This is a genomic window from Variovorax sp. 01T432, from assembly GCF_056398605.1.
In genome coordinates this window covers 62737-87878 of sequence record NZ_JBFTPS010000003.1, presented here as the reverse complement: position 1 = coordinate 87878, position 25142 = coordinate 62737, and the positions used below count along the sequence as shown (strand labels likewise).

Annotated in this window: 23 protein-coding genes; 6 read left to right on the top strand and 17 right to left on the bottom strand. The window is 62.8% G+C overall.

The window, feature by feature from the left end:
* The 13 genes from lepA to AC1DNF_RS03160 form a co-directional block, all read right to left on the bottom strand.
* Nucleotides 1-1812 (bottom strand): translation elongation factor 4, encoded by a 1812-nt coding sequence (gene lepA / locus AC1DNF_RS03220; protein WP_478147097.1) that lies wholly within the window; start codon nucleotides 1810-1812, stop codon nucleotides 1-3.
* A gap of 522 nt (nucleotides 1813-2334) precedes the next feature.
* Entirely contained in the window at nucleotides 2335-3816 is a 1482-nt protein-coding gene (locus AC1DNF_RS03215; protein WP_478147096.1) for a DegQ family serine endoprotease, read from the bottom strand.
* 98 nt (nucleotides 3817-3914) lie between these two features.
* Nucleotides 3915-4979, bottom strand: a complete 1065-nt coding sequence (locus tag AC1DNF_RS03210) for a MucB/RseB C-terminal domain-containing protein (RefSeq protein ID WP_478147095.1) — start codon at nucleotides 4977-4979, stop codon at nucleotides 3915-3917.
* A 23-nt stretch (nucleotides 4980-5002) separates the two neighbouring features.
* Nucleotides 5003-5644, bottom strand: a complete 642-nt coding sequence (locus AC1DNF_RS03205) for a sigma-E factor negative regulatory protein (protein ID WP_478147094.1) — start codon at nucleotides 5642-5644, stop codon at nucleotides 5003-5005.
* A gap of 13 nt (nucleotides 5645-5657) precedes the next feature.
* Nucleotides 5658-6332 carry an RNA polymerase sigma factor RpoE gene (rpoE, locus tag AC1DNF_RS03200; protein WP_478147093.1) on the bottom strand — a complete coding sequence of 225 codons (675 nt, stop codon included), beginning with the start codon at nucleotides 6330-6332 and terminating at the stop codon, nucleotides 5658-5660.
* A 492-nt stretch (nucleotides 6333-6824) separates the two neighbouring features.
* Nucleotides 6825-8069, bottom strand: a complete 1245-nt coding sequence (gene fabF, locus AC1DNF_RS03195; protein WP_478147092.1) for a beta-ketoacyl-ACP synthase II — start codon at nucleotides 8067-8069, stop codon at nucleotides 6825-6827.
* A gap of 89 nt (nucleotides 8070-8158) precedes the next feature.
* The gene (gene acpP, locus AC1DNF_RS03190) at nucleotides 8159-8398 is read right to left on the bottom strand and encodes an acyl carrier protein (protein ID WP_007830471.1); all 240 of its coding nucleotides are present in this window, start codon (nucleotides 8396-8398) and stop codon (nucleotides 8159-8161) included.
* A gap of 99 nt (nucleotides 8399-8497) precedes the next feature.
* Entirely contained in the window at nucleotides 8498-9241 is a 744-nt protein-coding gene (fabG, locus tag AC1DNF_RS03185) for a 3-oxoacyl-ACP reductase FabG (RefSeq protein WP_478147091.1), read from the bottom strand.
* Between the two features lie 24 nt (nucleotides 9242-9265).
* Entirely contained in the window at nucleotides 9266-10219 is a 954-nt protein-coding gene (fabD, locus tag AC1DNF_RS03180) for an ACP S-malonyltransferase (protein ID WP_478147090.1), read from the bottom strand.
* Between the two features lie 50 nt (nucleotides 10220-10269).
* Nucleotides 10270-11247, bottom strand: coding sequence for a beta-ketoacyl-ACP synthase III (locus AC1DNF_RS03175; protein WP_478147089.1), 978 nt, complete (start codon nucleotides 11245-11247; stop codon nucleotides 10270-10272).
* Complete coding sequence (plsX, locus tag AC1DNF_RS03170; protein ID WP_478147088.1) at nucleotides 11247-12299, bottom strand: phosphate acyltransferase PlsX; 1053 nt, start codon at nucleotides 12297-12299, stop codon at nucleotides 11247-11249. Before plsX ends, AC1DNF_RS03175 begins: the two co-directional genes overlap by 1 nt.
* A gap of 96 nt (nucleotides 12300-12395) precedes the next feature.
* Entirely contained in the window at nucleotides 12396-12578 is a 183-nt protein-coding gene (rpmF, locus tag AC1DNF_RS03165) for a 50S ribosomal protein L32 (RefSeq protein WP_213959550.1), read from the bottom strand.
* 141 nt (nucleotides 12579-12719) lie between these two features.
* Nucleotides 12720-13268, bottom strand: coding sequence for a YceD family protein (locus tag AC1DNF_RS03160; RefSeq protein WP_478147244.1), 549 nt, complete (start codon nucleotides 13266-13268; stop codon nucleotides 12720-12722).
* Nucleotides 13269-13306: 38 nt separating this feature from the next.
* Here AC1DNF_RS03160 and AC1DNF_RS03155 point away from each other — a divergent pair, with 38 nt between their 5' ends.
* From AC1DNF_RS03155 to AC1DNF_RS03145, 3 genes are read left to right on the top strand one after another with little or no spacing between them, the layout of a single operon-like run.
* Nucleotides 13307-13888 (top strand): Maf family nucleotide pyrophosphatase, encoded by a 582-nt coding sequence (locus tag AC1DNF_RS03155; RefSeq protein ID WP_478147087.1) that lies wholly within the window; start codon nucleotides 13307-13309, stop codon nucleotides 13886-13888.
* 5 nt (nucleotides 13889-13893) lie between these two features.
* On the top strand, nucleotides 13894-14652 hold the full coding sequence (locus tag AC1DNF_RS03150; protein ID WP_478147243.1) for an SAM-dependent methyltransferase: 759 nt from the start codon (nucleotides 13894-13896) through the stop codon (nucleotides 14650-14652).
* A 2-nt stretch (nucleotides 14653-14654) separates the two neighbouring features.
* Entirely contained in the window at nucleotides 14655-15806 is a 1152-nt protein-coding gene (locus AC1DNF_RS03145; RefSeq protein WP_478147242.1) for an MFS transporter, read from the top strand.
* Between the two features lies 1 nt (nucleotide 15807).
* Here the strand turns inward: AC1DNF_RS03145 and AC1DNF_RS03140 are convergent, their stop codons facing one another.
* The 4 genes from AC1DNF_RS03140 to AC1DNF_RS03125 are packed head-to-tail and all read right to left on the bottom strand — an operon-like array spanning nucleotide 15808 to nucleotide 18942.
* Nucleotides 15808-16851 carry a S49 family peptidase gene (locus tag AC1DNF_RS03140; protein WP_478147086.1) on the bottom strand — a complete coding sequence of 348 codons (1044 nt, stop codon included), beginning with the start codon at nucleotides 16849-16851 and terminating at the stop codon, nucleotides 15808-15810.
* A 1-nt stretch (nucleotide 16852) separates the two neighbouring features.
* Nucleotides 16853-17218 (bottom strand): Rieske (2Fe-2S) protein, encoded by a 366-nt coding sequence (locus tag AC1DNF_RS03135; protein WP_478147085.1) that lies wholly within the window; start codon nucleotides 17216-17218, stop codon nucleotides 16853-16855.
* Nucleotides 17219-17228: 10 nt separating this feature from the next.
* Entirely contained in the window at nucleotides 17229-17897 is a 669-nt protein-coding gene (locus AC1DNF_RS03130) for an HAD-IIIA family hydrolase (protein ID WP_478147084.1), read from the bottom strand.
* Nucleotides 17890-18942, bottom strand: a complete 1053-nt coding sequence (locus AC1DNF_RS03125; RefSeq protein WP_478147083.1) for an RluA family pseudouridine synthase — start codon at nucleotides 18940-18942, stop codon at nucleotides 17890-17892. Before AC1DNF_RS03125 ends, AC1DNF_RS03130 begins: the two co-directional genes overlap by 8 nt.
* 542 nt (nucleotides 18943-19484) lie before the next feature.
* Here AC1DNF_RS03125 and AC1DNF_RS03120 point away from each other — a divergent pair.
* From AC1DNF_RS03120 to AC1DNF_RS03110, 3 genes are all read left to right on the top strand, one after another.
* Nucleotides 19485-22538 carry an Rne/Rng family ribonuclease gene (locus tag AC1DNF_RS03120; protein ID WP_478147082.1) on the top strand — a complete coding sequence of 1018 codons (3054 nt, stop codon included), beginning with the start codon at nucleotides 19485-19487 and terminating at the stop codon, nucleotides 22536-22538.
* Nucleotides 22539-23054: 516 nt separating this feature from the next.
* Nucleotides 23055-23690: a sugar transferase gene (locus tag AC1DNF_RS03115; protein ID WP_478147081.1), complete on the top strand. Its 636-nt coding sequence runs from the start codon at nucleotides 23055-23057 to the stop codon at nucleotides 23688-23690.
* Nucleotides 23687-25120 (top strand): mannose-1-phosphate guanylyltransferase/mannose-6-phosphate isomerase, encoded by a 1434-nt coding sequence (locus tag AC1DNF_RS03110; RefSeq protein WP_478147080.1) that lies wholly within the window; start codon nucleotides 23687-23689, stop codon nucleotides 25118-25120. The genes AC1DNF_RS03115 and AC1DNF_RS03110 overlap by 4 nt, the downstream gene beginning before the upstream one ends.
* Nucleotides 25121-25142 lie beyond the last annotated feature (22 nt).

The window sequence follows — 25142 nt, the reverse complement described above, 5'->3', positions numbered from 1 at the left end:
TTAGTCTTCGACCTGCAGGATGGCGAGGAAGGCCTCTTGCGGGACCTCGACCGAGCCGATCTGCTTCATTCGTTTTTTGCCCGCTTTTTGTTTCTCGAGCAGTTTCTTCTTGCGGGTGATGTCGCCGCCGTAGCACTTGGCGATCACGTTCTTGCGCAGGGCCTTGATTGTCTCACGCGCAATGATGTTCACCCCGATGGCGGCCTGGATTGCGACGTCGAACATCTGGCGAGAGATGATCTCGCGCATCTTGGCCACGACGGCGCGGCCGCGGTATTGGCTTTGGCTGCGGTGGACGATGATCGACAGCGCATCGACCTTTTCGCCGTTGAGCAGGATGTCGACCTTGACGACGTCGGAGGCCCGGTACTCCTTGAACTCGTAGTCCATCGAGGCATAACCCCGGCTCACCGACTTCAGCTTGTCGAAGAAGTCCAGCACGATCTCCCCGAGCGGCATCTCGTAGGTGAGCATGACCTGCCGACCATGGTAGGCCATGTTCATCTGCACGCCGCGCTTCTGGTTGGCGAGCGTCATCACCGCGCCGACGTATTCCTGCGGCATGTAGAGGTGAACCGTCACGATCGGCTCACGGATCTCCGACATCCTGCCGACGTCCGGCATCTTCGAAGGGTTCTCGACCATCATCACTTCCCCATCGCTCTTCACGACCTGGTAGACGACGCTGGGGGCAGTGGTGATCAGGTCTTGATCAAATTCGCGCTCCAGCCGCTCCTGCACGATCTCCATGTGCAGCAGACCGAGGAAGCCACAGCGGAATCCGAAACCGAGCGCCTGGGAAACCTCGGGCTCGTAGTGCAGAGAGGAGTCATTGAGCTTGAGCTTCTCGAGCGCGTCGCGCAGCGAGTCGTACTCGCTCGCTTCTGTTGGATAGAGGCCGGCGAAGACCTGCGGCTGGATCTCCTTGAAACCCGGCAAGGCTTCGGTGGCCGTGGCCGCCGCGCCGCCGGTCCCCGGCTTGATCAACGTCACCGTGTCGCCGACCTTCGCCGCTTGCAGTTCCTTGATGCCGGCGATGATGAAACCTACCTCGCCGGCTTCCAGCGATTGCCGCACCTCGGGCGCAGGGGTGAATACGCCGAGGTTGTCGGCGTTGTACATGGCGCCCGATGCCATCATCTTGATGCGCTCGCCTTTGGCGAGGCGGCCATCGACCACGCGCACGAGCATCACGACGCCCACGTAGGCGTCGAACCAGCTGTCGATGATCATCGCGCGGAGCGCGGCATTGGGGTTGCCCCGCGGCGCTGGCACCTTCGCCACGATAGCCTCGAGAATCTCATCGATGCCCATGCCTGTCTTTGCCGAGCAGGGGATCGCATCGGTCGCGTCGATGCCGATCACGTCTTCGATTTCAGACTTGGCGTTCTCGGGATCGGCCTGCGGCAGATCCATCTTGTTGAGCACGGGTACGACCTCGACACCGAGGTCGAGTGCGGTGTAGCAGTTGGCGACGGTTTGCGCCTCGACGCCTTGGCTCGCATCGACGACAAGCAGTGCGCCTTCGCATGCCGAGAGCGAGCGACTCACTTCATACGAGAAGTCGACGTGACCCGGCGTGTCAATCAGATTGAGGTTGTAGATCTGCCCATCGCGTGCCTTGTAGTGCAGTGCGGCGGTCTGTGCCTTGATGGTTATCCCACGCTCTTTCTCGATGTCCATCGAGTCGAGAACCTGCGCCTCCATGTCGCGATCAGCAAGGCCACCGCAACGCTGGATCAAGCGGTCTGCGAGCGTCGACTTGCCATGATCGATGTGCGCAATGATCGAAAAATTTCTGATGTGATTCATCAACGGGAACGCTTAAGTACTTGAAATGGCTTGTGCCCAGAAGCCGACAGGCAAGAAAAAAGGGCGCGTCTGAAAGAGACGCGCCCTGAACCAACAAGCAATGGCAACTGCAGTAGTTGGAACTTCATTGTAGGCAAAAAGGGGGGCGCGTACAGCCGGACCAGTGGTCCGGAATGGTCGTTGCAGGTCAGCAACATGGAACTTATGAACAACTTATCCACAGGATCGGTGGACCGATGACTTAACAACTTGTGGGCGATCTGTGGAGCGCCGGTGGACGGAGGGCGGGTATCTCGCATCGTGAAGCACCTCATCCTGCTTATACGTCTTGTGCCGCCTCAAGGAGGCCTATTCTACCAAAATCCATCGTTAGACATCCAGAAAGTTAGTGACCGCAAACAGCCACGCCGTGCCGTCGGCCTCCAAGATTTTTTTTACATCGGCCTGGTCGTTGCGCGAAAGCTCCAAAAAAAGGCCCCAAACCCGACTGCCGGGTGGGGCCACTTGACGCCGGCGGCCGGATCAGCGTGAAGGCCGGATCAGTGCGTATTGCGCCCAGTCGCCGCGGCGAAACAACACACTGACCGGCTTGCTCTTGTCCGCCTTCGCCAGCACACCTTCGAATTCCTTGACGCTCGCCACTTCCACGTTATTGACGGCCAAGACGATGTCTCCTTCGTTGAGGCCGGCGCGGGCTGCTGCGTCGCTTGCCACATCGATCTTGACGCCGCCCTTGAGCTTCAACTCCTTCTTCTGTGCCTCGGTGAGATCGCTGACCGCAAGTCCGAAGGACTTGGCGGCGACCGAGGCGGAAGGCTTGGAAGCCGGCTCATCCCGATCGGAACTGCGCAGGGCAGGCTTTTCGGGCTCGATCTCGGCGATCGTCACATTGAGATCGCGCGAAGCGCCACGCCGGAAGACCGTGATCAAGCTCTTGGTGCCGGGCTTGGTGTTGCCCACGAGACGTGGGAGGTCGCTGGGCTTCTCGATGGGTCTGCCATCGAACTTGGTGATGATGTCGCCGGGCTCGATGCCGGCCTTTTCGCCCGGCGAACCCGCCTCGACTCCGCGCACGAGAGCGCCCTGTGCCTTGCCAAGCCCGATCGACTCGGCCACATCCTTTGTGACCTGGTCTATCTGCACGCCAATACGCCCGCGCGACACACGACCGGTCGCACGCAGCTGTTCGCTGACGCGGATGGCTTCATCGATGGGGATCGAGAAAGAGATACCCATGAAGCCGCCAGAGCGCGAATAGATTTGGCTGTTGATGCCCACCACCTCGCCCCGCATGTTGATCAGCGGCCCGCCGGAATTGCCTGGATTGATGGCGACGTCGGTCTGGATCAAAGGCAGATAGTCGCCGGTGTCGCGCTGCTTGGCGCTCACGATGCCCGCCGTCACCGTGTTTTCAAGGCCGAACGGCGATCCAATGGCTATCACCCATTCGCCGACGCGCAACCTAGAGACGTCACCGACCTTGACCGCTGGCAAGCCGGTGGCTTCGATCTTGACGACGGCAACATCGGTACGCTTGTCGGCGCCGACCAGCTTCGCCTTGAATTCACGCTTGTCAGTCAGCGTCACCAACACCTCGGACGCACCGTCGACCACATGCGCGTTGGTCATCACGAAACCATCGGGCGTCAGGATGAACCCCGAACCCACCCCGCGCGGCCGCTCTTCCTCCTGCGGCTGCTGAGGCCGGTTCGGCCGCGGTCCCTGGCGCGGAACCCCCGGCATCGGCTGGCCGAAGAAGCGCCGGAAGAACTCCTGCATGTCCTCGTCCATATCGCCGCTGCCACCCCGCTGAGTGACTTTCTCTACCGTGCGGATATTGACGACAGCTGGTCCCACCTGGTCCACAAGATCCGTGAAATCAGGAAGCGCCCTTGCCTGGGCGTTCGCGGGCGTGACAGGCAGCAGCGCCACAGTGGAAGCCATCGCTAGCGCACAGGCCATCAGGTACGAACGGATCTTGTTCCCCTCGATCTTGAACATCATCGGTTTCTTTCGTTTGAGAGACAAAGACAAAGAAAAAGACATGACCTATGAACGCACACCGGCGGATTGGTTCAGCCCGAACACCGGCGTGCCGGCCTTCAACGCACGCGAGCCAGGCTCTGCGCAAACGCATCGAGCGTTTGAGGAGGCACTTCGCCAACCGCGGTCAACCACCAGTCGCCGTCCTTGTCGACCAGGCGCCGCGTGAGCGTATAAGTGGCGCCCAGCGCGAGCACGACCTCCTGGGGCTGACGTTGCGCATCGTAAGGTTCGACGAACAGCGAAACAGATGCAAGGCCATCGGAGAAGGTCCACTGCATCGTATGGCCAGGCGCCACACTGTCCACGCCCATGGACCGCCGGTAGCAACTCACAGGCTTGAACCCGGCAATGGGCTTGCGGAGAGACCAGCCTTCTTTCGACGCCGAGGTGCGTTCGAGTTCAGACTTCTCGACGCGGTAGCCCGCCGTGCTGCGCATCATTTGCGCCAGGGCATGCGCGTTGACCGGCGCATCGAGCTGAAGTTCGGAAAACGCGGATTGCTCGATCACCCGCATGTCGCCATCGACGGTCTGCAGCTTCACCACCAAGCCCGAACGCCTTTCGCTCCAGACGCGGTAGCCGAAGCGGAGGCCGTCGCGCGGCTCCAACTGCACCACATCGGTATCGAAACCCGCGACGCGATCCTTGCCGATGACACGTACGTCATAGAAATCCCCAATGGAAGAATCGGGGGCACCAAGCAGATTGGGAAAGAGTTCGAGACTCTCCCGCTTCTCGGTCTTGACGACCTTCGAATCCGGCAGGAAGGTCACGACCTGGTCGTTACGCCTGAAGGTCGAACGCGGCGGACCCGAGAGGACTTCGATGCGCTCCAGTTGAAGATCACCTTCACAGACATGCCAGATTCGGGCGCTCGAGAGATTGCCGGCGGCTGCAGAAACGACGAAGGTGCCCACGTAGCTGCGCTGCCGGGAGGCCAAATGCATTCGCTGCAACCATTCGACGACACTCAATGTCGGCGTCTCCCCGATGGAAGCATTGACTGGCCCCCTCACGGATGGCGAGGGCACTCGACTCTGCGCAACGGCGGCCTGGGCGACGGCCAGCGCCGCGACCAGTGACAGGAGTCCACGCGCAAGGATCGACATCGGAACAATCATTTGTAGTGGATTTAGACCCGCGATCAGCGCGACTGTCCTTCGAAGGTGGCATTGCGCAGGAAACTGGACGGCATTTGCGTAGCCCCGCCGGCCTGCCGATGTGCCTCGAGCAATTGGTCGAGCCGCGGATCGCGCAGCATCACTTGCGCACTACCATTTCCGATCAGGACCCGTGTGCTGGCGAGTGAGTGCGCAGCAGTTGGAGTCTCGGGCGGCGGGCTCGACGCGGCCAGGATCTGGCTCGAACTCTGCTGCGTTTGCGCCAACTGGGCGCCTGCAGGTCCAGACGCGGGGGCGACCCAACTCCACCCAATGGCCGCCGCGGCTGCAAGCGACGCGACGCCGGCAACAAGCTTCCAGCGGAACACCGGCTCATTGGCGGCTTCGAGACGTCGCAGGGGAGGAGCCGCTTCGAAGAGAACCTTCGGAAAGGACGGCTCGGCCGCAAGGCGCTGCTGGAATCGAGAAAGGAACGCCGAGCTGTCCCTGCATGGGGTGTGCTCCCCGGCACGCAGCACATCGCCCACCAAGTGGTAGGTATGCCAGGTCGCGCGCAATTCATCGTCCGCGCAGATCGCGCCTACCACTCGCGCGAACTCCTTGTCGTCCAAGTAACCATCGGCCAGCGCGGAAACTTGCTCATGGGCTGTGTTCATGTGGTTCATTCCATTCACCTGCTTACCAACGCTTGCCGGACTGGTTGTCCAGCAGCGGCTTGACCCTTGTCGAAATGGCTTCGCGAGCCCGGAAGATCCGCGACCGCACCGTCCCGATGGGGCAGTTCATCACCTCGGCGATCTCTTCATAGCTCATGCCCTCGATCTCGCGCAACGTCACCGCCTGCCGCAATTCGGCCGGCAGGGCTTCCATGGCTGCTTCGACGGCGGCCGCAATCTCATTGGCCGCCATCACCGATTCGGGAGTCTCGTCGCTGATTGGTTCGTTTCCCGGCCGGTAAGTTTCATCGTCGTCCTCAGAAGACGAGCGCAAGGCACTTTCCGAGACGGTGGGGTCGCGCTTCATGTCGACCAGGGCTTTTTTGGCCGTATTGACTGCAATGCGGTAGAGCCACGTATAAAACTGGGCCTCGCCGCGGAACTGGTGCAGAGCGCGGTATGCGCGGATGAAGGTCTCCTGCGCGATGTCTTCGACCAGATCCACGTCGCGAACCATGCGGCCGATGAGCCGCTCGATCCGACGCTGATACTTGATGACCAGCAGCTCAAAAGCCTTCTGATCGCCCGCGACCGTGCGTTGGACCAGTTGAAAATCGACTTCTCCCGGCCTCGCCCCGGCAACAGGCGCGTCAGTGAGACCGCTGTCCGGTGGCACGGGTGGTGGAGACGATGTCATGAAAAGTGACGGTGCGCACCGGCCGGCGCCGGGTGCAGGGAGTCGGGAGCCGGGGCGCGCGAATATAACGCACGGCGCAGATCCCGCCAGCGAGCCGGCATGGCACGCCGTTCAAGCCAGAGCCAGTGCCTCGGCCCGCCGGGCTCTGCGACGCGGACCAGCAGCAAAGACTGCAGGTCGACAGCAACACTCGCCCGAGAGTTTCCGGACTTTCCAGGAGTACGCCGGCCCCAGACCGTCCAATACCGGCCATCAAAGCTCAAACTGGCCACGGCAGCGCTTCGGAGGCTACCGATCCTCGCAAGCACGCCTGTCGCAGCAACGCTCAGCATCGACGCACTCTCCCGCCAATAGCTGCCGTCGAATCGCCAGCAAACAGCGATCGCACAGCAGGCGCCAAGAATCCAGATGGTCAGCAACAGCCGCTCCGCATAGCGCGAGCGCCCCACCGGGTAGTTCACCGATGGGGCGCTGCGCATGGATATAAGGGGATCAAACGCGTTTGAACACGAGCGTGCCGTTGGTCCCGCCAAACCCGAAATTGTTCTTGACCGCGACGTCGATCTTGAGATCGCGCGCCTCGTTGGCGCAGACGTCGAGATCGCAATCCGGATCCTGATCGAAGATGTTGATCGTCGGGGGACTCTTCTGGTGATGCAGCGCAAGGACCGTGAACACCGACTCAATGCCGCCAGCGCCGCCCAGCAGGTGGCCGGTCATCGATTTGGTCGAGTTGACGACCAGCTTCTTGGCGTGCGCCCCAAATGCATTCTTGATGGCGTTGGTTTCGTTGATGTCGCCAATCTGCGTCGAGGTGCCATGTGCATTCACGTACTGAACCTCATCGGCGTTGACTCCAGCATTGCTCAAGGCCATCACCATCGAACGACGAGGCCCATCCACATCAGGCGCAGTCATGTGAAATGCATCGGCGCTCATGCCGAAACCGGACACTTCCGCGTAGATCTTGGCGCCCCGCGCCTTCGCATGCTCGTATTCCTCCAGTACCAAGACGCCAGCGCCTTCCCCGAGGACAAAACCGTCGCGCCCCTTGTCCCACGGACGAGACGCGGTCTTTGGATCATCGTTGCGCGTCGACAAGGCGCGGGCGGCGGCGAAGCCACCGATGCCAAGCGGCGATACCGTCGACTCGGAGCCGCCGGCGACCATGACGTCTGCGTCGCCATACTCAATCATGCGCGCTGAAAGGCCGATCGCATGCAGCCCCGTGGTGCACGCGGTCACAACGGCGATGTTCGGCCCCTTGAAGCCATACTTGATCGACACATGACCGGAGATCATGTTGATGATCGATGCCGGCACGAAGAACGGCGAAACTCGGCGCGGGCCACGGTTGACCAACTCAGCATGCGTATCTTCGATCAAGGGCAGCCCCCCGATTCCCGAACCGATGTTGCACCCGATGCGAACTGCGTCTTCGTATGACAGCTTATCGCCGGTGGGCAATCCGCTGTCCTTCACCGCCTGCATCGCGGCCGCGAGCCCGAGATGGATGAAGCGGTCCATATGACGCGCGTCCTTCTCGGGGATGTACTGCTTGATGTCGAAACCCTTGACTTCGCCTGCAAACTTGCAGGCGAAGGCACTCACATCGAACTTGGTGATCGTGTCGATCCCCGACTTCCCGGCCAGAAGATTGGCCCAGGATTCGGCGACGGTATTTCCGACAGGAGCGAGGCAACCGAGCCCGGTCACTACGACGCGGCGTTTGGTCATGCCGGCAAACCTTTCTGGGAGCACTGAGGCCTTTGCATGAGTGCGCGAGCGCGATGGCTGCGAACCGAACAGGGACTCAGAATGGCCTTTCAGGCCTTTTGATTCTTGGTGGCGTAGTCGACGGCGTTCTGCACTGTCGTGATCTTCTCGGCATCTTCATCCGGAATCTCGATGCCGAATTCGTCTTCGAGCGCCATCACGAGTTCGACCGTGTCGAGCGAGTCCGCGCCGAGATCGGCAACGAAAGCCTTTTCGTTGGTAACTTGAGACTCTTCAACGCCGAGTTGTTCGGCAATGATTTTCTTGACACGTGCTTCGATATCGCTCATTTGGTTCCCTCTGAGGGTTGTAGGTAATCGGTGGATTTTAGCCGGGCGCATGATGGCATATGCCGCACGGCCAGACGGGAAAGTATTACGCGAGTGCGCTTACATGTGCATGCCGCCATTGACGTGCATTTCCTGGCCCGTCACGTACGCGGCCTGCGGTGAGGCAAGGTAAGTGACGGCATGTGCGATATCGGCGGGCTTGCCGAGATGCCCGAGCGGGATCTGCGAGAGCAGCGCTTGCTGCTGAGCCTCCGGGAGGCTGGCGGTCATGTCGGTTTCGATGAAGCCGGGCGCCACGCAATTGACGGTGATATTCCTGCTGCCGAGTTCGCGCGCGAGCGCGCGTGTCATGCCAGCCACGCCGGCTTTCGCCGCCGCATAGTTGGCCTGACCCGCATTGCCGGACGCGCCGACGACGCTGGTGATATTGATGATGCGGCCATAACGCTGCTTCATCATGGGGCGAATCACGGCCCGGGAAAGCTTGAACACGGCCCTGAGGTTGGTGTCGAGCACCGCGTCCCAATCCTCGTCCTTCATTCGCATCGCAAGCGTATCCCGGGTGATGCCGGCATTGTTCACGAGCACGTGGATGGCGCCGTAGGCCTTGACGATCTCGTCGATCAGCGCTTCGACGGCCTTTGCATCATTGACGTCGAGCGCGCGCCCGCGGCCGTCATACGCACTGAGTGCGGCGGTGATCTTGGCCGCGCCCTCTTCCGTCGTGCCGGTCCCGATGACCTTGAGACCGTGCTGGGCCAGTTCCAGCGCAATGGCCGCTCCGATGCCGCGCGACGCACCAGTGACCAGCGCCACCTGGCCTTCGAATCTTGGAGTACTCATGTGAAAGATCTCGGAGCCCGGCGTTCAGCCACCGAGCAGTTGTTGGGTGTCGGAGAGTGTCGCCGGGTCGTAGACCGACGTCGCGGCGAGTTCCGGCGCAATGCGCTTGGCCATGCCGGCCAGAACCCTGCCAGGGCCGCACTCGACGATGACGTCCACGCCGCGGCCCTTCAAGGCCTCCACGGTCTCGACCCACCGCACAGGGCCTGCCGCCTGACGCACCAGTGCGTCACGAATCCGATCAGGATCGGTTTCGACAGCCACGTCGATGTTGTTGACGACTGGAATCTTGGGAGCGGCGAGACTGACCGACATCAATCGCTCACGCAGCGCCTCGGCGGCCGGTTTCATCAGACTCGAATGGAAGGGCGCAGAAACCGGCAACGGCAGCGCGCGCTTGGCACCTGCCGCCTTCAACAGCTCGCATGCCTTGTCGACGGCCGCCTTGCTGCCCGCAATCACCGTCTGCATCGGGTCATTGAAGTTCACCGCCTCCACAACCTCGACGCTTCCGGGACCGAAGGCTGCCATCGCTTCTGAGCAACCAGTTATCACTTTGTCGGAGCTCATGCCAAGAATCGCCGCCATGGCGCCAACACCAACCGGGACCGCCTGCTGCATGGCCTGGGCGCGGAACCGCACAAGCGGCGCCGCCTGCGCGAGGGTGAGAACACCGGAGGCCACCAATGCCGAGTATTCACCCAAAGAGTGACCCGCGACGATCGAAGGCATGCTCCCCCCCTCCGCTAGCCAGGCGCGCCACGCAGCAATGCCCGCGATCAGCATCACGGGTTGGGTGTTGGTCGTGAGGGCCAGCAATTCCTTGGGGCCACTATGAATCAATCGCGCGACATCCTCGTCCAGTGCGTCGGACGCTTCGCGCAGCGTTTCGGCCACTGCGGGGTGATCTCCCCACGCGTCGAGCATGCCGACAGCCTGCGAACCCTGGCCGGGAAAGACAAAAGCGAAGGACTTCATTTATTCATATCTCCAATGGCGCCGCTGCCCTCCTGGGGCAACACACCGCGTCAATAGGTCAAGAGCACCGAGCCCCAAGTGAAGCCGCCGCCGACGCCCTCAAGCATCAAGGTATCGCCCTTCTTCACCTTGCCCGAGCGCACGGCCTCGTCCAGCGCCAACGGGATGGAGGCCGCCGACGTATTCCCGTGTTCGCCCACCGTCACCACCAGTTTGTCAAGCGGCAGCTTCAGCTTCTTGGCGGTGCCCTCCATGATGCGGATGTTGGCTTGGTGAGGAATCAGCCAGTCGATATCGGCTTCTGTCTTGCCCGCCTTTCGCAGCGTCGTGCGCGCAGACTCTTCCAGTACGCGAACTGCCAGCTTGAACACGGCCTGTCCGTCCATATGGAGCAAAGGCGTGCCGATCGCATCGCCGCCTGACACATGGCCCGGCACACAAAGGATCCCGACATGCTTGCCATCGGCATGCAGATCGCTTGCAAGAATCCCAGGTTCGTTGCTTGCCTCGAGCACGACAGCCCCGGCACCATCGCCAAAAAGGACGCAAGTGGTGCGATCGTTGAAGTCCAAGATGCGCGAGAAGACCTCCGCACCAACGACCAGCGCACACTTGGCGCTACCCGTACGAATCATCGCGTCAGCCACTGTCAGCGCATAGACGAATCCGCTGCACACCGCCTGCAGGTCGAACACAGGGCACCCCGCGATGCCCAACTTGTGCTGAAGAATGGCCGCTGACGAGGGAAACACCATGTCGGGCGTCGAGGTAGCCACGATGATCAGGTCCAGATCGCCCGCGCTACGACCAGACGATTCCAGTGCGTGTCTTGCGGCTTGCAATGCCAGATCGCTGGCCGTGACATCGGGTGCGGCGAAATGCCGGGCACGGATACCGGTCCGTTCGATGATCCATTGATCAGAAGTCTCGATGCCGCGCGTGGCGAGTTCTCGCGCGAGGTCGTCATTGGTTACTCGGCGCGGCGGCAGATAGCTGCCGGTGCCTGTAATACGGGAATAAAGGGTCATCAATCTTGGAGCGCCGCCGTGTCGACCGGCGTCGCCGGTTGCTGCCGCGCAAGCAAGGGCGCGGCATGGGCGATGCGGGCCTGCACGCGATCGAGCAGGTTGTTTCGAGCGGCATCATAAGCGCGATCCAGCGCGTGACCGAAAGCCACGTCATCAGCCGAACCATGACTCTTGAAAACAAGTCCACGCAGTCCGAGCAGGGCCGCGCCGTTGTAACGACGATGATCTAGCCGGCGCTTAAGCGCTTTTAGAACGGGATAGGAGACGATCGCAGCAAATTTGCTGAATAGCCCATTCGAATATTCAATACGCAGGAAGTCAACGATCATTGAAGCCACCCCCTCGGTGGCCTTCAATGTCACATTTCCGACGAACCCGTCACAAACGACGATGTCTGTCGTTCCTTTGAAGATGTCGTTGCCTTCCACATTGCCGTAAAAATTAAGATCGTGCGAGTTAGCCGCTTTTCGAAGCAATTGGCTCGCTTTTTTTATGACTTCGCTGCCTTTGATGGCTTCCTCACCCACGTTGAGCAAGCCCACGGTGGGAGATTCATTCCCCGTCAGCGCGGACACGAGGGCGGACCCGAGGACGGCAAACTGCAGCAGGTCTTCCGCGTCACAGTCCACGTTGGCCCCCAGATCAAGTACCGTCGTGGCGCCACCCTTGCGATTGGGGAGTTGAGGGGCAATCGCCGGGCGATCGATGCCATCGAGAGTTTTCAGGAGATAGCGCGCGATAGCCATCAATGCGCCCGTGTTGCCGGCAGAAATAGCGGCCTGCGCGGATCCATCCTTGACCTGCTGAATGGCGACGCGCATCGAAGAATCCTTCTTCTTGCGCAACGCAATCTCGATGGGATCGTCCATGCCCACCACCTCGCTCGCCGCCACGATCTTCGCTCGAGGATGCGAGAAGCCGGCCAGCGCTGCAGGAGCTCCGACCAGCAGCAAGGAGGCTTCGACATGCCGCTCAAGAAATGCGCGGCAGGCGGCCAGCGTGACGCCCGGCCCATGGTCTCCGCCCATGCAGTCAACGGCGAGCGTGATCACAGGGCGCGCGGGAGCGAGTTGGGGAGACGTGGCCATCAAAACAAAGGCCCGACGCTACGGCAAAGGTAGCCTCGGGCCTCGGCCTTGAAATTGAACTCAGGCTTCAGACTTGGTCTTGAGCACCTTGCGCCCACGATAGAAGCCATTGGGGCTGATATGGTGGCGCAGATGTGTTTCGCCGGTGGTGGGCTCGACGGCAATGCCGGGCACGTCCAACGCGTTGTGGGAACGATGCATGCCGCGCTTCGACGGCGACTTCTTGTTTTGCTGGACGGCCATGCTGGCTCCTGGAAGTAATCTGTTGAGTTGGTGTGCATGCGGGGCGGCGGTGACGCTCGAAGAGCATCAACGGCGGCGCGCGCGAAGCCCATGATTATAGCTGAAGCCTCGCAGCAGGCGCCAGAGGTCACAGCGCGCACCTTACTTTGGCTTACTCGAGCGCAATGCGTCGAGCATGGCGAAGGGGTTCGCTCGCGCCGCCTCGGCCGCGTCGAAGTCAGGATCGACGGCTGACAGTTGAACCGGCTCCGGGCAAACCTCGTGCCGAGGCGTGATGGGGACTTCCATGAGCAACTCATCCTCGATCAGGGCGTGCAGATCGAAATCGCGACTGGACACCAGCACGTCCTCTTCGGACTCCTCGTCTTCGGCAGCTGCACTGGTCTCATCGACTGCGAAGCGAAACCAGCGGTCCACCCGCAGGTCCACATCGACCGGTGCCAGGCACCGCTGGCAGGTCAGTGGCACCCGGGTCTGCGCGCTCAGGTGCAACCACGGCACCGCGCCACCAGATGCACCGCCGCGCGTTGCGCCAGCAGCTTGCCAATTCACGCTCGAATCCAGCGCGGGCCCCGCCAACTCGGTGCTCAGGCGCGGGTAGGTCAGGAGGGGGTCGCTTCCGGCAAGGACGGCCGCAGCCTCGGCAAAGCCATTCACGTCGAGTCGACCTGGAACAAATTCTCTCGTCATCTGCATCAGTCTAAACGGCTCACGCACAATCACGGCTCATGCAACGCAAAGTCATCCTTGCCTCGACCTCTCGCTACAGGCGCGAACTGCTCGCGCGCTTGAGACTACCGTTCGACGTCCACGCGCCGGAAGTCGATGAAACACCAATGACCCACGAAGCGCCCAGCGCACTCGCAGAACGACTCGCGCTGGAGAAGGCGAGGGCCGTCGCTCGCAGATTTCCAGAGGCTGTCGTCATCGGATCCGATCAGGTTGCGGATCTGGCCGGCGAGCCGCTTGGCAAGCCCGGTAACCATACGCGCGCGACGGCCCAGTTGCGGCGCATGCGCGGGCAGACACTGCTCTTCCAGACGGCTGTCGCGGTTGTCTGCCAAGCCACGGGCTTCGCGCAGTGCGAAGTCGCCCCCGTGCGAGTGGTCTTCCGCAAGCTCAGCGACGACGCAATAGAAAGCTACCTGCGCGCGGAAGAGCCCTATGACTGCGCCGGGAGCGCCAAGAGCGAAGGTCTGGGCATCGCCCTGCTCGAGGCGATCGACAGCGATGACCCAACCGCCCTGGTGGGATTGCCGCTCATCCGAACCGCCCGGATGCTCAGGGCGGCAGGGGTCGATCTGCTGTGAGCGCACTGAACCGCGGGACGCTGTACCTCGTGCCAGCGCCACTCGACTTTGGCTGTGACACGCAGGTACCACTGCAGGACGTCATGCCCCTGGGTACGCTGCAAGCCGCTGCGAGCATCACGCAGTGGATCTGCGAAAACGCCAAGACAGCGCGCGCCTATCTGAAGCGGATCGATGCCGTCGCGCCGCTCGCGGCACCCCTGCAGGCCCAGCAGATCCACGAGCTCCCCCGGGAGGTGCACAAGAAAGGCGACCACTCGGGGCAATTCGACGCGCGTCCACTCCTCGCCGCCGCCCTCGAAGGGCATGACATCGGGCTGCTGAGCGAAGCCGGCATGCCGGCCGTAGCAGACCCCGGCTCATCGGTCGCACGCGCCGCGCATGATCTGGGCATTCCGGTCGTCCCTCTCGTCGGCCCGGTGTCGTTGCTGCTCGCACTTGCGGCCAGCGGACTCAACGGCCAGAATTTCGCATTCGTCGGCTACTTGCCGCAGGACGCCGACGCCCGAGTGCAGCGCATCCGGGAACTCGAAGCTCTTGCGCTCAAGACGGGCCAGACGCAAATCTTCATCGAGACGCCCTACCGCAATACTGCCTTGCTCCAGGCACTGACGCAGACGCTGCAGCACAACACCCGGCTCGCGGTGGCTCGTGGGCTTACGCTCGCGGCCGCGAACGTACGAAGCGAAACTGTGAAAGGGTGGCGCGCGAAACCGGTGCCAAGCGATGAACGCGCGCCGGCGGTGTTCGCCATCGGGCGTTGACAGTGCCCGGCACGGCAACCCCGGTCTCCGGCCGCATGCGCTGGGCGTCGCGCGCGCAGTTCTTCGGATCGGGCTTTGTTTTTGCGACCTGGGGCGTACATATCCCTTCCGTCAAGGCCCACTACGGTGTGGACGAGGCCCAACTCGGCCTTGCCATGCTTGCGGGAGGTGTCGGCGCCCTGCTCGGCTTGACGCAGGCCAGCCTCTGGATCGGCCGCTGCGGCGCACGTCGCATGGCCGGCCTTTGCGGTGCAATCTACGCGTCGCTGTTGGCCGGCCTGCTCGTGATGCCGGGCTATGCCGCACTGCTTTGCTTGCTCGGGGTATTCGGCGTCGTCACGAGCGTGTTCGACGTAGCGATCAATACTGAGGCGACACAGCTCGAACTGCGCGACGGCCAGCCCCTGATGAGCGGCATGCACGGGATGTTCAGCCTGGGCGGGATGATGGGAGCGGTCACCGGCGGGGCGACACTTGCAGCCGGCATTGCGCCACAGCGGCACCTTGTTCTGGTCTCTGCGGCGATGGCGGTCTCGATCGCCCTTTCGGCCAGATGGATGCTGCCAAGGGAGGCGACCGCATTCGACAGCGAAGGCGGGAAATTCCGCCTGCCCCGGGGGGCGCTCGCCGTCCTCGGGCTCATGGCAGCCCTCGGACTCATCGCCGAGGGCGCGATCTATGACTGGAGCGTCCTCTATCTCCAGCAGGAACTGGGCAGCCCCCAGCAGCAAGCGGCCATGGCCTATGCGAGTTTCTCAGCTGCAATGGCGGCGGCGCGTTTTGCCGGCGATGCAATGAGGGCACGCTTCTCACCGTCGGTGTTGTTACGCGGCAGTGCCTTGCTCGCGGTCGCTTCCATGACGCTGGTGTTGGTCACCCATGCACCCTGGCTCGCCTTGGTCGGCTTCGCTGGCGTGGGGATTGGCTTCGCCAACGTGGTGCCGATCCTGTTCGCGGCATCCGCACGTGTTCCAGGCGTAGAGCCCACCCGCGGCATCGCTGCGGTTTCGGCGGCAGCCTACCTGGGATTCATGGCTGGACCGCCATTGATCGGCCTTCTGGCCAAGACCGGCTCGCTGACCTCGGCGCTCTACATGGTCGTGGCCTTTGCCGCGGCTCTTGCGGCGTCGGCTCGCTACGTCAAGTCTCGCTGACTCAGCGCAGCGTCGGCACCGTCTGCATCGCCCGGACAGAGGCATCGCCCAGAGCTGCGCCGAACTTCTTCGCGAGCTTCTCCGCCACGTTTTCCCGTCGCGTGTAGTCGATGACTTCCTCGGCCTTGATCACTTCGCGCGCGACGAAATCGACATTGCCGAGTTGATCGGCAAGACCCAGATCCACCGCCTGCTGCCCGCTCCAGAACAGACCGCTGAACAGGCCAGGCGCATCGACCTTCAGCCGATCGCCCCGGCCCTTCTTGACCGCATCGATGAACTGCGAGTGGATCTGGTTCAGCATCTCCTGCGCATGAGCGCGCTGAGAGTCGCTCATCGGGCTGAAGGGATCCAGAAAACCCTTGTTCTCACCTGCCGTCAAGAGCCTGCGCTCCACGCCGACCTTGTCCATGAGTCCGGTGAAACCGAAACCGTCCATCAGAACGCCGATGCTTCCGACAATGCTCGCCTTGTCGACGTAGACCTTGTCGGTTGCGGCAGCGATGTAGTACGCGGCCGAAGCACAGGTCTCCTCGACCACCGCATAAATCGGCTTGTTGTGCTTGGCACGCAGACGCTTGATCTCATCGTAGATGATGCCGGCCTGCACCGGGCTGCCACCGGGAGAGTTGATCAGAAGGACGACGCCCTTGGCGCCTTCATCCTCGAACGCGGTCTTCATGGCCGCCACCACGAACTCCGCGCTCGCATCGGCCCCATTGGCGATTTCTCCCTTGATCTCGACCACCGCGGTATGAGAGGTGGTCTTGGCCGTGGTTGGCGTGCCGCGTGACATGGCAAACCAGACCAGGAAGATGAAGAAGACAAGCCAGCTCAGGCGCACAAAGGTCTTCCAGCGGCGCGTAGCCCTCTGCTCGCGCAACGAGGCAAAGGCCAGCTTCTCGAGGGTCGCCCTCTCCCAGCCGGGCTGTTGCGTTGGATCGATTCTTGACATGTTTCTGGTGGCGTCTGGTGCGGAGGGGATGGGTGCGGCGCGCTCGAAGGGCTCAAAACCCTCGGGTTCCGTGCGGTTGGAATCGGTCATTTCAGAAGGCCAAGGGCTGAAGGTTCCAGGCAGTATGCCAGTGGACCACGCCATCCCGTTCGCTGAGAGCAATCTTCACCAGGCCTCCGCGGCAAGGACCTCCGGCGCACTCGCCGGTATCCGGCCTGTAGACCGCGCCGTGCGTTGCGCAAAGCAGCCACTGGCCGCTATCGTCGAAGAAGCGGTCCGGCTGGAAATCGAGCTCCATCGCCACATGGCTGCAACGGTTCAGGTACGCATGCGGAAGGCCCTCGTAGCGCACCGCAAAGGCGCGACAGGTCTCGCCGCCGTACACCACATCGAATGGCACGGCCCGCCCGCCCTCGACGAGGTCAGCCGCATTGCACAGGGGAATGCGTTCGCTCACGGCCGGATCTTCACGCGTTATCGAGCAGCCATCCAGCCAGCCCGGGAACCGAGTGCGCCACGTGCAGCGGCGCCAGCACGTCGAAGGTGTCCGGCTCGTGCGCCCCATAGCTCACACCCACGCTTGCGCAGCCAGCATTGATCGCGAGTTGCAGGTCGTGCGTGGTGTCGCCGATCATCAGCGTGCGGGCGGCGGGCACTTCCAGTTCTTCCATCAGCTCCAGCAGCATGCGCGGATGCGGTTTGCCGAAGGTTTCGTCCGCGGTGCGGGAGGCATCGAAACGATCGCGCAGCGCGACAGTGGCAAGCGCCTCGTTCAAGCCCCGACGCGACTTTCCGGTAGCGACGGCCAGCTTGTGCCCTCGAGCGCGAAGCGCATCGAGCATGGAAAGCACGCCGTCGAACAGCACCAGATCGTCCTGGTGCTGCAGATAGTGGTAGCGATAGCGGGCGCCGAGTTCGGCGTACTTCTCCTTCGGCACGTCGGGCGCCGCGCGCGCGAGCGCTTCAGCCAGCCCGAGGCCGATCACCCAGGCTGCGTCGTCTTCGCTCGGCCTTGCACCGCCGACGTCGACCACCGCGGCCTGGATGCAACGCACGATCAGGCGTGTCGAGTCGTAGAGAGTGCCATCCCAATCGAAGGCGATCAGGTCGAAACGGCGGGGGCGTGTGTCAGTCATGATGAGTCACGTAAGGGTGGGACGAGAGCGCATCGAACGCAAGCCCGGGCATCAGCGCCCGCAACTCCGGGGGCAGATCGGCCTGCAGCGCGATGCGTTCACCGCTCGCGGGGTGGGTGAACTGCAGGCGCCAGGCGTGCAGAAACATGCGTTTGAGCCCGAGCTTCTGCCATGCGCGGTTGCGCTCGAAATCCCCGTACTTGTCGTCGCCGACGATGGCATGGCCGCTCGACGCAAGATGAACACGGATCTGGTGAGTGCGGCCGGTCTTGATGGTGACGGCGAGCAGCGACAGCGGGGCAGTGTCCGCGGGAAGCGTGACACGGGCCAGCACCTTCACAAGCGTCACGGCGCGCATCGCATCGGGGTGGTCCTTGGCGACCACGCGCACACGCCGTTCACCCGGATCGGACGAGCCCGGCTGGCTTGGCAGCAAGTACTTGGCGAGCGATGCATCGAGCACCTTCTTGTTCGCCGGCCAGTTGCCCTCCACCAGGGCGAGATAGGTCTTGCCTGTCTCGCGTTCCCGAAACTGGTCTTGCAGCGCCGTCAAGGCGCTGCGCTTCTTGGCGACCAGGAGAATACCGGACGTCTCACGATCCAGGCGGTGGACCAGTTCCAGGAAGCGCGCGTCAGGCCGCGCGCTGCGCAATTGTTCGATGACGCCGAAGCTCACGCCGCTGCCCCCGTGCACGGCGACGCCCGCGGGCTTGTCGATTGCAAGCAATGCGTCGTCTTCGAGCAGAAGTGGGAATTCGCGTCCAGGCGGAGGCGGCAGCGTGGCTGCTTCCGACCTGGCCGAGACACGCACGGGCGGCAGCCGCAGCAGATCGCCGGCTTCTAGGCGCGTCTCCGCATGGGCGCGCCCTTTGTTGACGCGCACCTCACCCGACCGAATGATTCGGTAGACGTGGGTCTTCGGGACCCCTTTCAGGTGCCGGAACAGAAAATTGTCGAGCCTCTGACCGGCAGATTCCCCGTCGACTGTCAGAAAACGAACTTCTGCTGCCGCGGAGCTTGGCTTCGCACCTATAATGTTTTTCACCAGCGCGGTCGTGTAAGTGCTTGATTAATCAGAAGTTTAGAGCACTGCCGGGCGCACTGTGAGGTCGATGCCGCTTTGACGTCGAGTCCGCAGGCCACGCGCAAATGCGCAAGGCGGCGAACCCTGCATCCAAGTCAAGCCGACGCCCACGAAACACCGATACGGAATACCCCAGCCGGCAGGCTACAAGCGGCCGGCGGATCGAAGCGAGTACCTTGTGTTGATGCTGATGATTCAACTTTGCCTGCGCTGGCTGATGCCAGCGGCTTCGGGTATTGAATCGCCAGCAGTGCGCGCCATCCTTGCGCCAACCGCTATGAAAAACGTAGCGTTTCAACACCGTCTAGGGCTCGCGCCCATCCACGCGCCCCCACCCCGACTGACATTGAGTTGACATTCGATGCTGGTTGTCTGTCCTCGCGCGGCAACCACGGCAGTCAGGGTACAGCGGCAATTCCCTCGTTTCGCGACGCGTCGTCCGTGCATCGTTAGGTCCGTCATGGACCGGTAGAACGATACGAACAGATAGAAGGACAACGCTCATGAAGCGGATGCTGATCAACGCCACGCAGCCTGAAGAACGCCGCCTGGCCATCGTCGACGGGCAGAAGCTCCTCGACTACGAAATCGAGATCGAAGGGCGCGAACAGCGCAAGGGCAACATCTACAAGGCCGTCGTGACGCGCGTCGAGCCGTCTCTCGAGGCCTGTTTCGTCGACTACGGCGAAGACCGCCATGGCTTCCTGCCATTCAAGGAAATCTCGAAGCAATACTTCGCCGAAGGGGTCTCGGCAAGCCAGGCGCGGATCCAGGACGCGATCAGGGAAGGCCAGGAGCTTGTCGTTCAGGTCGAAAAGGAAGAGCGCGGCAACAAGGGCGCGGCCCTGACCACCTTCATCTCGCTGGCGGGCCGCTATGTCGTGCTCATGCCGAACAACCCTCGCGGTGGCGGCGTCAGTCGGCGCATCGAGGGTGATGACCGCGCGGAACTCAAGGAGGCGATGGATCAGCTCGAGTACCCCAAGGGGATGAGCATCATCGCGCGCACCGCCGGCATCGGCCGCGCCGCGCCCGAACTCCAGTGGGACCTGAACTACCTGCTCAAGCTGTGGACCGCCATCGACGGCGCCGCGAAGGGCGGCAAGGGCGCGTTCTTGATCTACCAGGAGTCCTCGCTGGTGATTCGCGCCATCCGCGACTACTTCAACCACGACATCGGCGACATCCTGATCGACACCGACGACATCTACGACCAGGCGCAGCAGTTCATGGCGCACGTAATGCCGGAGCATGCGGCGCGCGTCAAGCGCTATCGTGACGACGCGGCCCTGTTCAGCCGTTTCCAGATCGAACACCAGATCGAGTCGGCCTACGCCCGCACGGTTCAGTTGCCCAGCGGCGGCGCCATCGTCATAGACCACACAGAGGCGCTTGTCTCCGTCGACGTGAACTCGGCACGCGCCATCAAAGGCGGCGACATCGAAGAGACTGCCACCCGCACCAACCTCGAAGCCGCGGATGAGGTCGCGCGACAGATGCGTCTGCGCGACCTTGGCGGCCTGATCGTCATCGACTTCATCGACATGGACGAGTCGAAGAACCGTCGCGAAGTCGAGAGCCGACTGCGTGACGCGCTGCGCCAGGACCGGGCGCGCGTTCAATTCGGCTCGATCAGCAAGTTTGGCCTCATGGAAATGAGCCGCCAGCGCCTGAAGCCAGCACTGAGCGAGGGATCGTCGATCCCCTGCCCTCGTTGCGGCGGTTCGGGTCATATCCGGGACACCGAATCGAGCGCGCTGCAGATCCTGCGCATCATTCAGGAAGAGTGCCTCAAGGACAACACGGCGGCCGTGCACGTTCAGGTTCCGGTCGAAGTGGCATCCTTCCTGCTGAACGAGAAGCGCCCCGAGATCGCGAAGATCGAACTCAAGCAGCGCGTCACCGTGCTGATGGTGCCTAACAAGACGCTCGAAACACCCAACTACAAGCTGGAGCGGCTCAAGCACGACGACCCGCGCCTCGACCACATCGAGGCCAGCTACAAGATGGCCGAAGAGATCGAGGACCCGACCTCGGTCACGCGCCGCTCGCAGGAGCCGACGAACAAGCAGACGCCGGTGATCAAGGGCGTGCTTCCGGATGCCCCCGCCCCCGTGGCGGCACCGAAGCCCGAACCCGTGCGCGCACCGGTGGCCGCTTCGGCCCCCGCCGCGACCGCACCTGCCGCGGCCGAAGCAGGCAAATCTGGCGAATCGGGCCTGATCCGGTGGATCAAGAGCCTTTTCGGCGCCACGCCGGCGCCCGTGGCCGCGCCTCCCGCCATTCCCGTTGAAGCGCCAAAGCCGCGCCGCGAGGCTCGCGGCCCACGTGACGGCGAAGCCCGCGCTTCCCGCGACGGCGAACAGCGCCGAGGCGGACGAGGCGGCGAAGGACGCGCCGGCCGCGAGGGCGAACGCCGAGGCGGTCGCTCCGGCGAGCGTCGGGATGGCGAGCGCCGCGAGGGACGCGAAGTCCGCGGCGAGGCACGCACCGACAACCAGGTACGGGAAGCGCGAGAGCCGAGGGAGCCACGCGAACAGCGCGAACCTCGCGAAGCACGTGCGCCGCGCGACGGTGAGCGTCGCGGACGCGGTGAGCGCCGCGAGGGTGACGCACGCCCGGCCCCGTCCGAAGTCAACGACGTCCAGGTCGATTCGCAGACGGTCACACTGAATGGTTTCGCCGGCGAAGAAAGCCTGGCACCGACGGAGCAACGCGCGCCACGGGGACGTGGCGAACGTCGCGAGCGTGGCGATCGCGGCGCTGACGCGGCTCGCGAACGCAATGGCGAGGCGCCGCGCGAAGCCAACAGCGAAGCGGCACCCGGGGGCGTCCCCGCCGATCGTGGCCAACGAAATGGCCGTGAAGATCGCGCACCTCGCGAGGAACGCGCACCTCGCGGTGAGCGCAGCGACAGTCGTCGAGAACGACGTGGCGAAGGCGATGGCTCCCGGCCGCCGGTGGAGGCTTCCGTCGCCGAGGCGCAGGCGCTCCAGGCGCCCAGCCCACAGGCCGCCGACATCGGCGCAGCCGTCGACGCAGAACCTCGCCGCGAGGGCGACGAACGTCGTGGCCGCTCACGCGACCGTTACGGTCGTGACCGCCGCGAGCGCGCTCCGCGCGAGGAGAGCGATGCCAACGCACCCGCACCAGCGCCTGTCGAAGCGGTGGAAGAAGGCGTTCAGGCCGAGGCCCCCCAGGTGATCCGCACCGAACGGCCCCCCGTCGCTGCGCCAGTGGCCCCGATCGTGGTCGACACCAAGGGTCCGTCTTCGCGCGCGCTTCCCAAGGTTCAGCCCTTCGAACTGCCTCTGGATGAACTCGCGCAGGTGGCGGAAGGCTCCGGACTTCATTGGGTGAACTCCGATGCCGAGCGTGTGGCCGAGGTTCGCGCCGCGATCGCCGCGGAGCCCCGGCCGGTTCACGTCCCGCGTGAGCGTCCGCCGGCGATCGTGATCGACGAAGGTCCGCTGGTCCTGGTCGAAACCCGTCGCGATCTGGGCAGCATGGTGCTCCCGTTCGAACAGCCCGGGCGAGACGGCGGCGCTGCTCACTAGAGCGAAGCGAAAGCCCGAAAACAGAAGGGAGGCCAATCGGCCTCCCTTTTTTTGTCTCCAAAGCCCGCGGGTGTCAGTGCAGCATATTCACGCGCGGCGAGAACGTACCATTGCGTTACAACGGAAGTAACCCATTGGTACTAAGTCACAAATTGCCAAACGGCGTGTGTAAACAACACTCGAATGGCTACGGCGGTTAACATCTTGTCATACAAAAGGACTACACTTGCGACAAGGATGCTGCGGTGCACCAAGTAACTAATCCTGACTTCCTCAAGAGGGAGAGCATACCGCCGTTAAGCGGAAGATGTACGGCTTTAGTTGACACGACAAGCGCTGCAGCATATGTTCAAATTCTTGCCAATAGTAGTAAAGCGTTACACTGCCACGCTGATTGATTGAGCAGAGCCCGTTACGGGGGAATTTCAAATGTTTCGTTCCGATTCGACTGCACACGGCAACGTGGTACGACGTTTTACCCCGGACGGCGGAGGCCCTGCTTCCCCCCCGACGTTCATGCAGCCACGCAAGCTCACTTCCTTCGAACGCGCCGCGAAACGCACGCTCGATATCGTGGGTGCACTGGTGTTCTTCATGTTCTTCGGACCGCTTTACCTGCTTGTCGCGCTCATCGTGCGCATCAGCATGGGACATCCGGTGCATTTCTGGCAGAACCGCCTTGGCGAGCGAGGCCAGAGGTTCCGCTTCTACAAGTTCCGCTCCATGGTCCACAACTCGGATCACGTCCTGGACGAATTCCTCAGCCGCAACGACATGGCCCGCACCGAGTGGGACACGTTTCAGAAGCTCGAAAAAGATCCACGGATTACACCGATCGGCCAGTTCATCCGCAAACTGAGCCTCGATGAATTGCCGCAATTCTGGAATGTGCTCAAGGGCGACATGAGCCTCGTGGGTCCCCGCCCCTGCATGGAGCGCCAGCGCAGCCTCTACGGCAAGGGCTGGGAACACTATTGCGCGATGCGTCCCGGCATCACGGGGCTGTGGCAGGTCAGCGGACGCAACCGTCTTTCCTATGCAAGGCGCGTCGAACTCGACGTCGAATACGTCAGCAACTGGTCGCTCTGGCTCGATATCAAGATCCTCTTCAAGACCATCCGCACAGTCATTACGAGTGAAGGTTCGAGATGAATTCGATCCAGCCTGTCGTCCTTTGCGGCGGCAGCGGCACCCGCCTCTGGCCGCTGTCGAGAAAGACCCTGCCCAAGCAGTTCGTTCCGCTGATCGACAGCAAGAACCTTCTGGTCCTGACGCTGGAGCGCCTGCGGCGCCTCAACCCAGAAGTCACCTGCGTGGCGGCAGAAGAGCATCGCTTCCTGGTCCAGGAGAGCATCGAAGCAGCCGACGTCCGCGGCAAGCAGTTGCTTGAGCCGGTGGCGCGCAACACAGCCGCAGCCATGTGCGCGGTGGCACTTCTGGCAGACCCGGAGCGCCTGCTGCTCTTCGCACCGGCCGACCATCACATACCCGACGCGGACCGGTTTGTCGCCACGGTTCAGAAAGGCGTCCCCGCCGCGTTGGCCGGCTACCTCGTGACCTTCGGTGTGGAGCCCACGTTTCCCAGCACGGCCTATGGCTACATCCGTCAGGGTGAAAGGCTGGAGCAAGCCTTGGGTGCCGACGCAGGCCATGCCGTGGCCGCGTTCATCGAGAAGCCGGCCGCGGCTCATGCGGAGCAACTGCTGCTGACCGGAGACCATCTCTGGAATGCCGGCATTCTGCTGGTCCAGGCCAAGGTGCTGATCGCAGCGCTTCAGGAACACGCGCCCGACATCCTGGAAAGTTGCAGGGCGGCTACTTCGGTGATCGAAACCGACGGCGACTTCCTGCGCATGGATGGCGCCGCTTTCGGGCGCTGCCGCAGCCAGAGCATCGACTATGCGGTGCTCGAGAAGTGCGATTGCGTCGCGGTCCTTCCCTTCCAGGGCCGGTGGAGCGACGTCGGGAGCTGGAATGCCGTCGCGGAACTGCATGACGAGGACGCCAACGGCAACCGCATCAGTGGCCAGGGTTTCGCGATGAACGCACAGAACACGTTCATCTATGCGCCCAACCGGCCCGTCGTGGCGCTCGGCACCAAGGACCTGCTCGTGGTCGACACGCCCGACGCACTTCTGGTCGTGCATGCCGATTGCGCCGAGCAAGTCAAGGACGTCGTCTCACTGCTCACCACCAAGGGCCACAGCCAGGCCATCCGCCATCGCCGCATCCCGAGGCCATGGGGAGCCTACGACAGCATCGATGACGGCGAACGCTTTGCCGTCAAGCGTCTCACGGTGAAGCCGGCCGCGCATCTTGCGCTGCGCATGCATCACCACCGATCGGAGCACTGGGTCGTCGTTCAGGGAACCGCGCGCGTGACGTGCGACGGCAAGGCTCAACTCGTCAAGGAAAACGAATCCATCTACATCCCAGTCGGTGCCGTGTATCGTCTGGAGAACGCAGGCAAGACGACGCTCGAGGTGATCGAAGTCCAGACCGGCAGCTACCTCGGCGAAGACGACATCGTGCGCTTCGAAGACAGCCCGTCGGGCTTCAACGGCAAGCAGAAGCTGGCCTGACTCCTTCAAATCTGATCCAACA

Bases quoted from the DNA above. Each gene is read 5' to 3' on its own strand.
- lepA (WP_478147097.1), bottom strand. From the start codon at position 1,812: ATGAATCACATCAGAAATTTTTCGATCATTGCGCACATCGATCATGGC.
- AC1DNF_RS03130 (WP_478147084.1), bottom strand. From the start codon at position 17,897: ATGACTGACACACGCCCCCGCCGTTTCGACCTGATCGCCTTCGATTGG.
- AC1DNF_RS03120 (WP_478147082.1), top strand. From the start codon at position 19,485: ATGAAGCGGATGCTGATCAACGCCACGCAGCCTGAAGAACGCCGCCTG.
- fabG (WP_478147091.1), bottom strand. From the start codon at position 9,241: ATGAGTACTCCAAGATTCGAAGGCCAGGTGGCGCTGGTCACTGGTGCG.
- fabD (WP_478147090.1), bottom strand. From the start codon at position 10,219: ATGAAGTCCTTCGCTTTTGTCTTTCCCGGCCAGGGTTCGCAGGCTGTC.
- AC1DNF_RS03160 (WP_478147244.1), bottom strand. From the start codon at position 13,268: ATGACGAGAGAATTTGTTCCAGGTCGACTCGACGTGAATGGCTTTGCC.
- rpoE (WP_478147093.1), bottom strand. From the start codon at position 6,332: ATGACATCGTCTCCACCACCCGTGCCACCGGACAGCGGTCTCACTGAC.
- AC1DNF_RS03110 (WP_478147080.1), top strand. From the start codon at position 23,687: ATGAATTCGATCCAGCCTGTCGTCCTTTGCGGCGGCAGCGGCACCCGC.
- AC1DNF_RS03140 (WP_478147086.1), bottom strand. From the start codon at position 16,851: ATGACCGATTCCAACCGCACGGAACCCGAGGGTTTTGAGCCCTTCGAG.
- AC1DNF_RS03115 (WP_478147081.1), top strand. From the start codon at position 23,055: ATGCAGCCACGCAAGCTCACTTCCTTCGAACGCGCCGCGAAACGCACG.
- AC1DNF_RS03205 (WP_478147094.1), bottom strand. From the start codon at position 5,644: ATGAACCACATGAACACAGCCCATGAGCAAGTTTCCGCGCTGGCCGAT.
- AC1DNF_RS03210 (WP_478147095.1), bottom strand. From the start codon at position 4,979: ATGATTGTTCCGATGTCGATCCTTGCGCGTGGACTCCTGTCACTGGTC.
- AC1DNF_RS03215 (WP_478147096.1), bottom strand. From the start codon at position 3,816: ATGATGTTCAAGATCGAGGGGAACAAGATCCGTTCGTACCTGATGGCC.
- AC1DNF_RS03175 (WP_478147089.1), bottom strand. From the start codon at position 11,247: ATGACCCTTTATTCCCGTATTACAGGCACCGGCAGCTATCTGCCGCCG.
- acpP (WP_007830471.1), bottom strand. From the start codon at position 8,398: ATGAGCGATATCGAAGCACGTGTCAAGAAAATCATTGCCGAACAACTC.
- rpmF (WP_213959550.1), bottom strand. From the start codon at position 12,578: ATGGCCGTCCAGCAAAACAAGAAGTCGCCGTCGAAGCGCGGCATGCAT.
- AC1DNF_RS03155 (WP_478147087.1), top strand. From the start codon at position 13,307: ATGCAACGCAAAGTCATCCTTGCCTCGACCTCTCGCTACAGGCGCGAA.
- fabF (WP_478147092.1), bottom strand. From the start codon at position 8,069: ATGACCAAACGCCGCGTCGTAGTGACCGGGCTCGGTTGCCTCGCTCCT.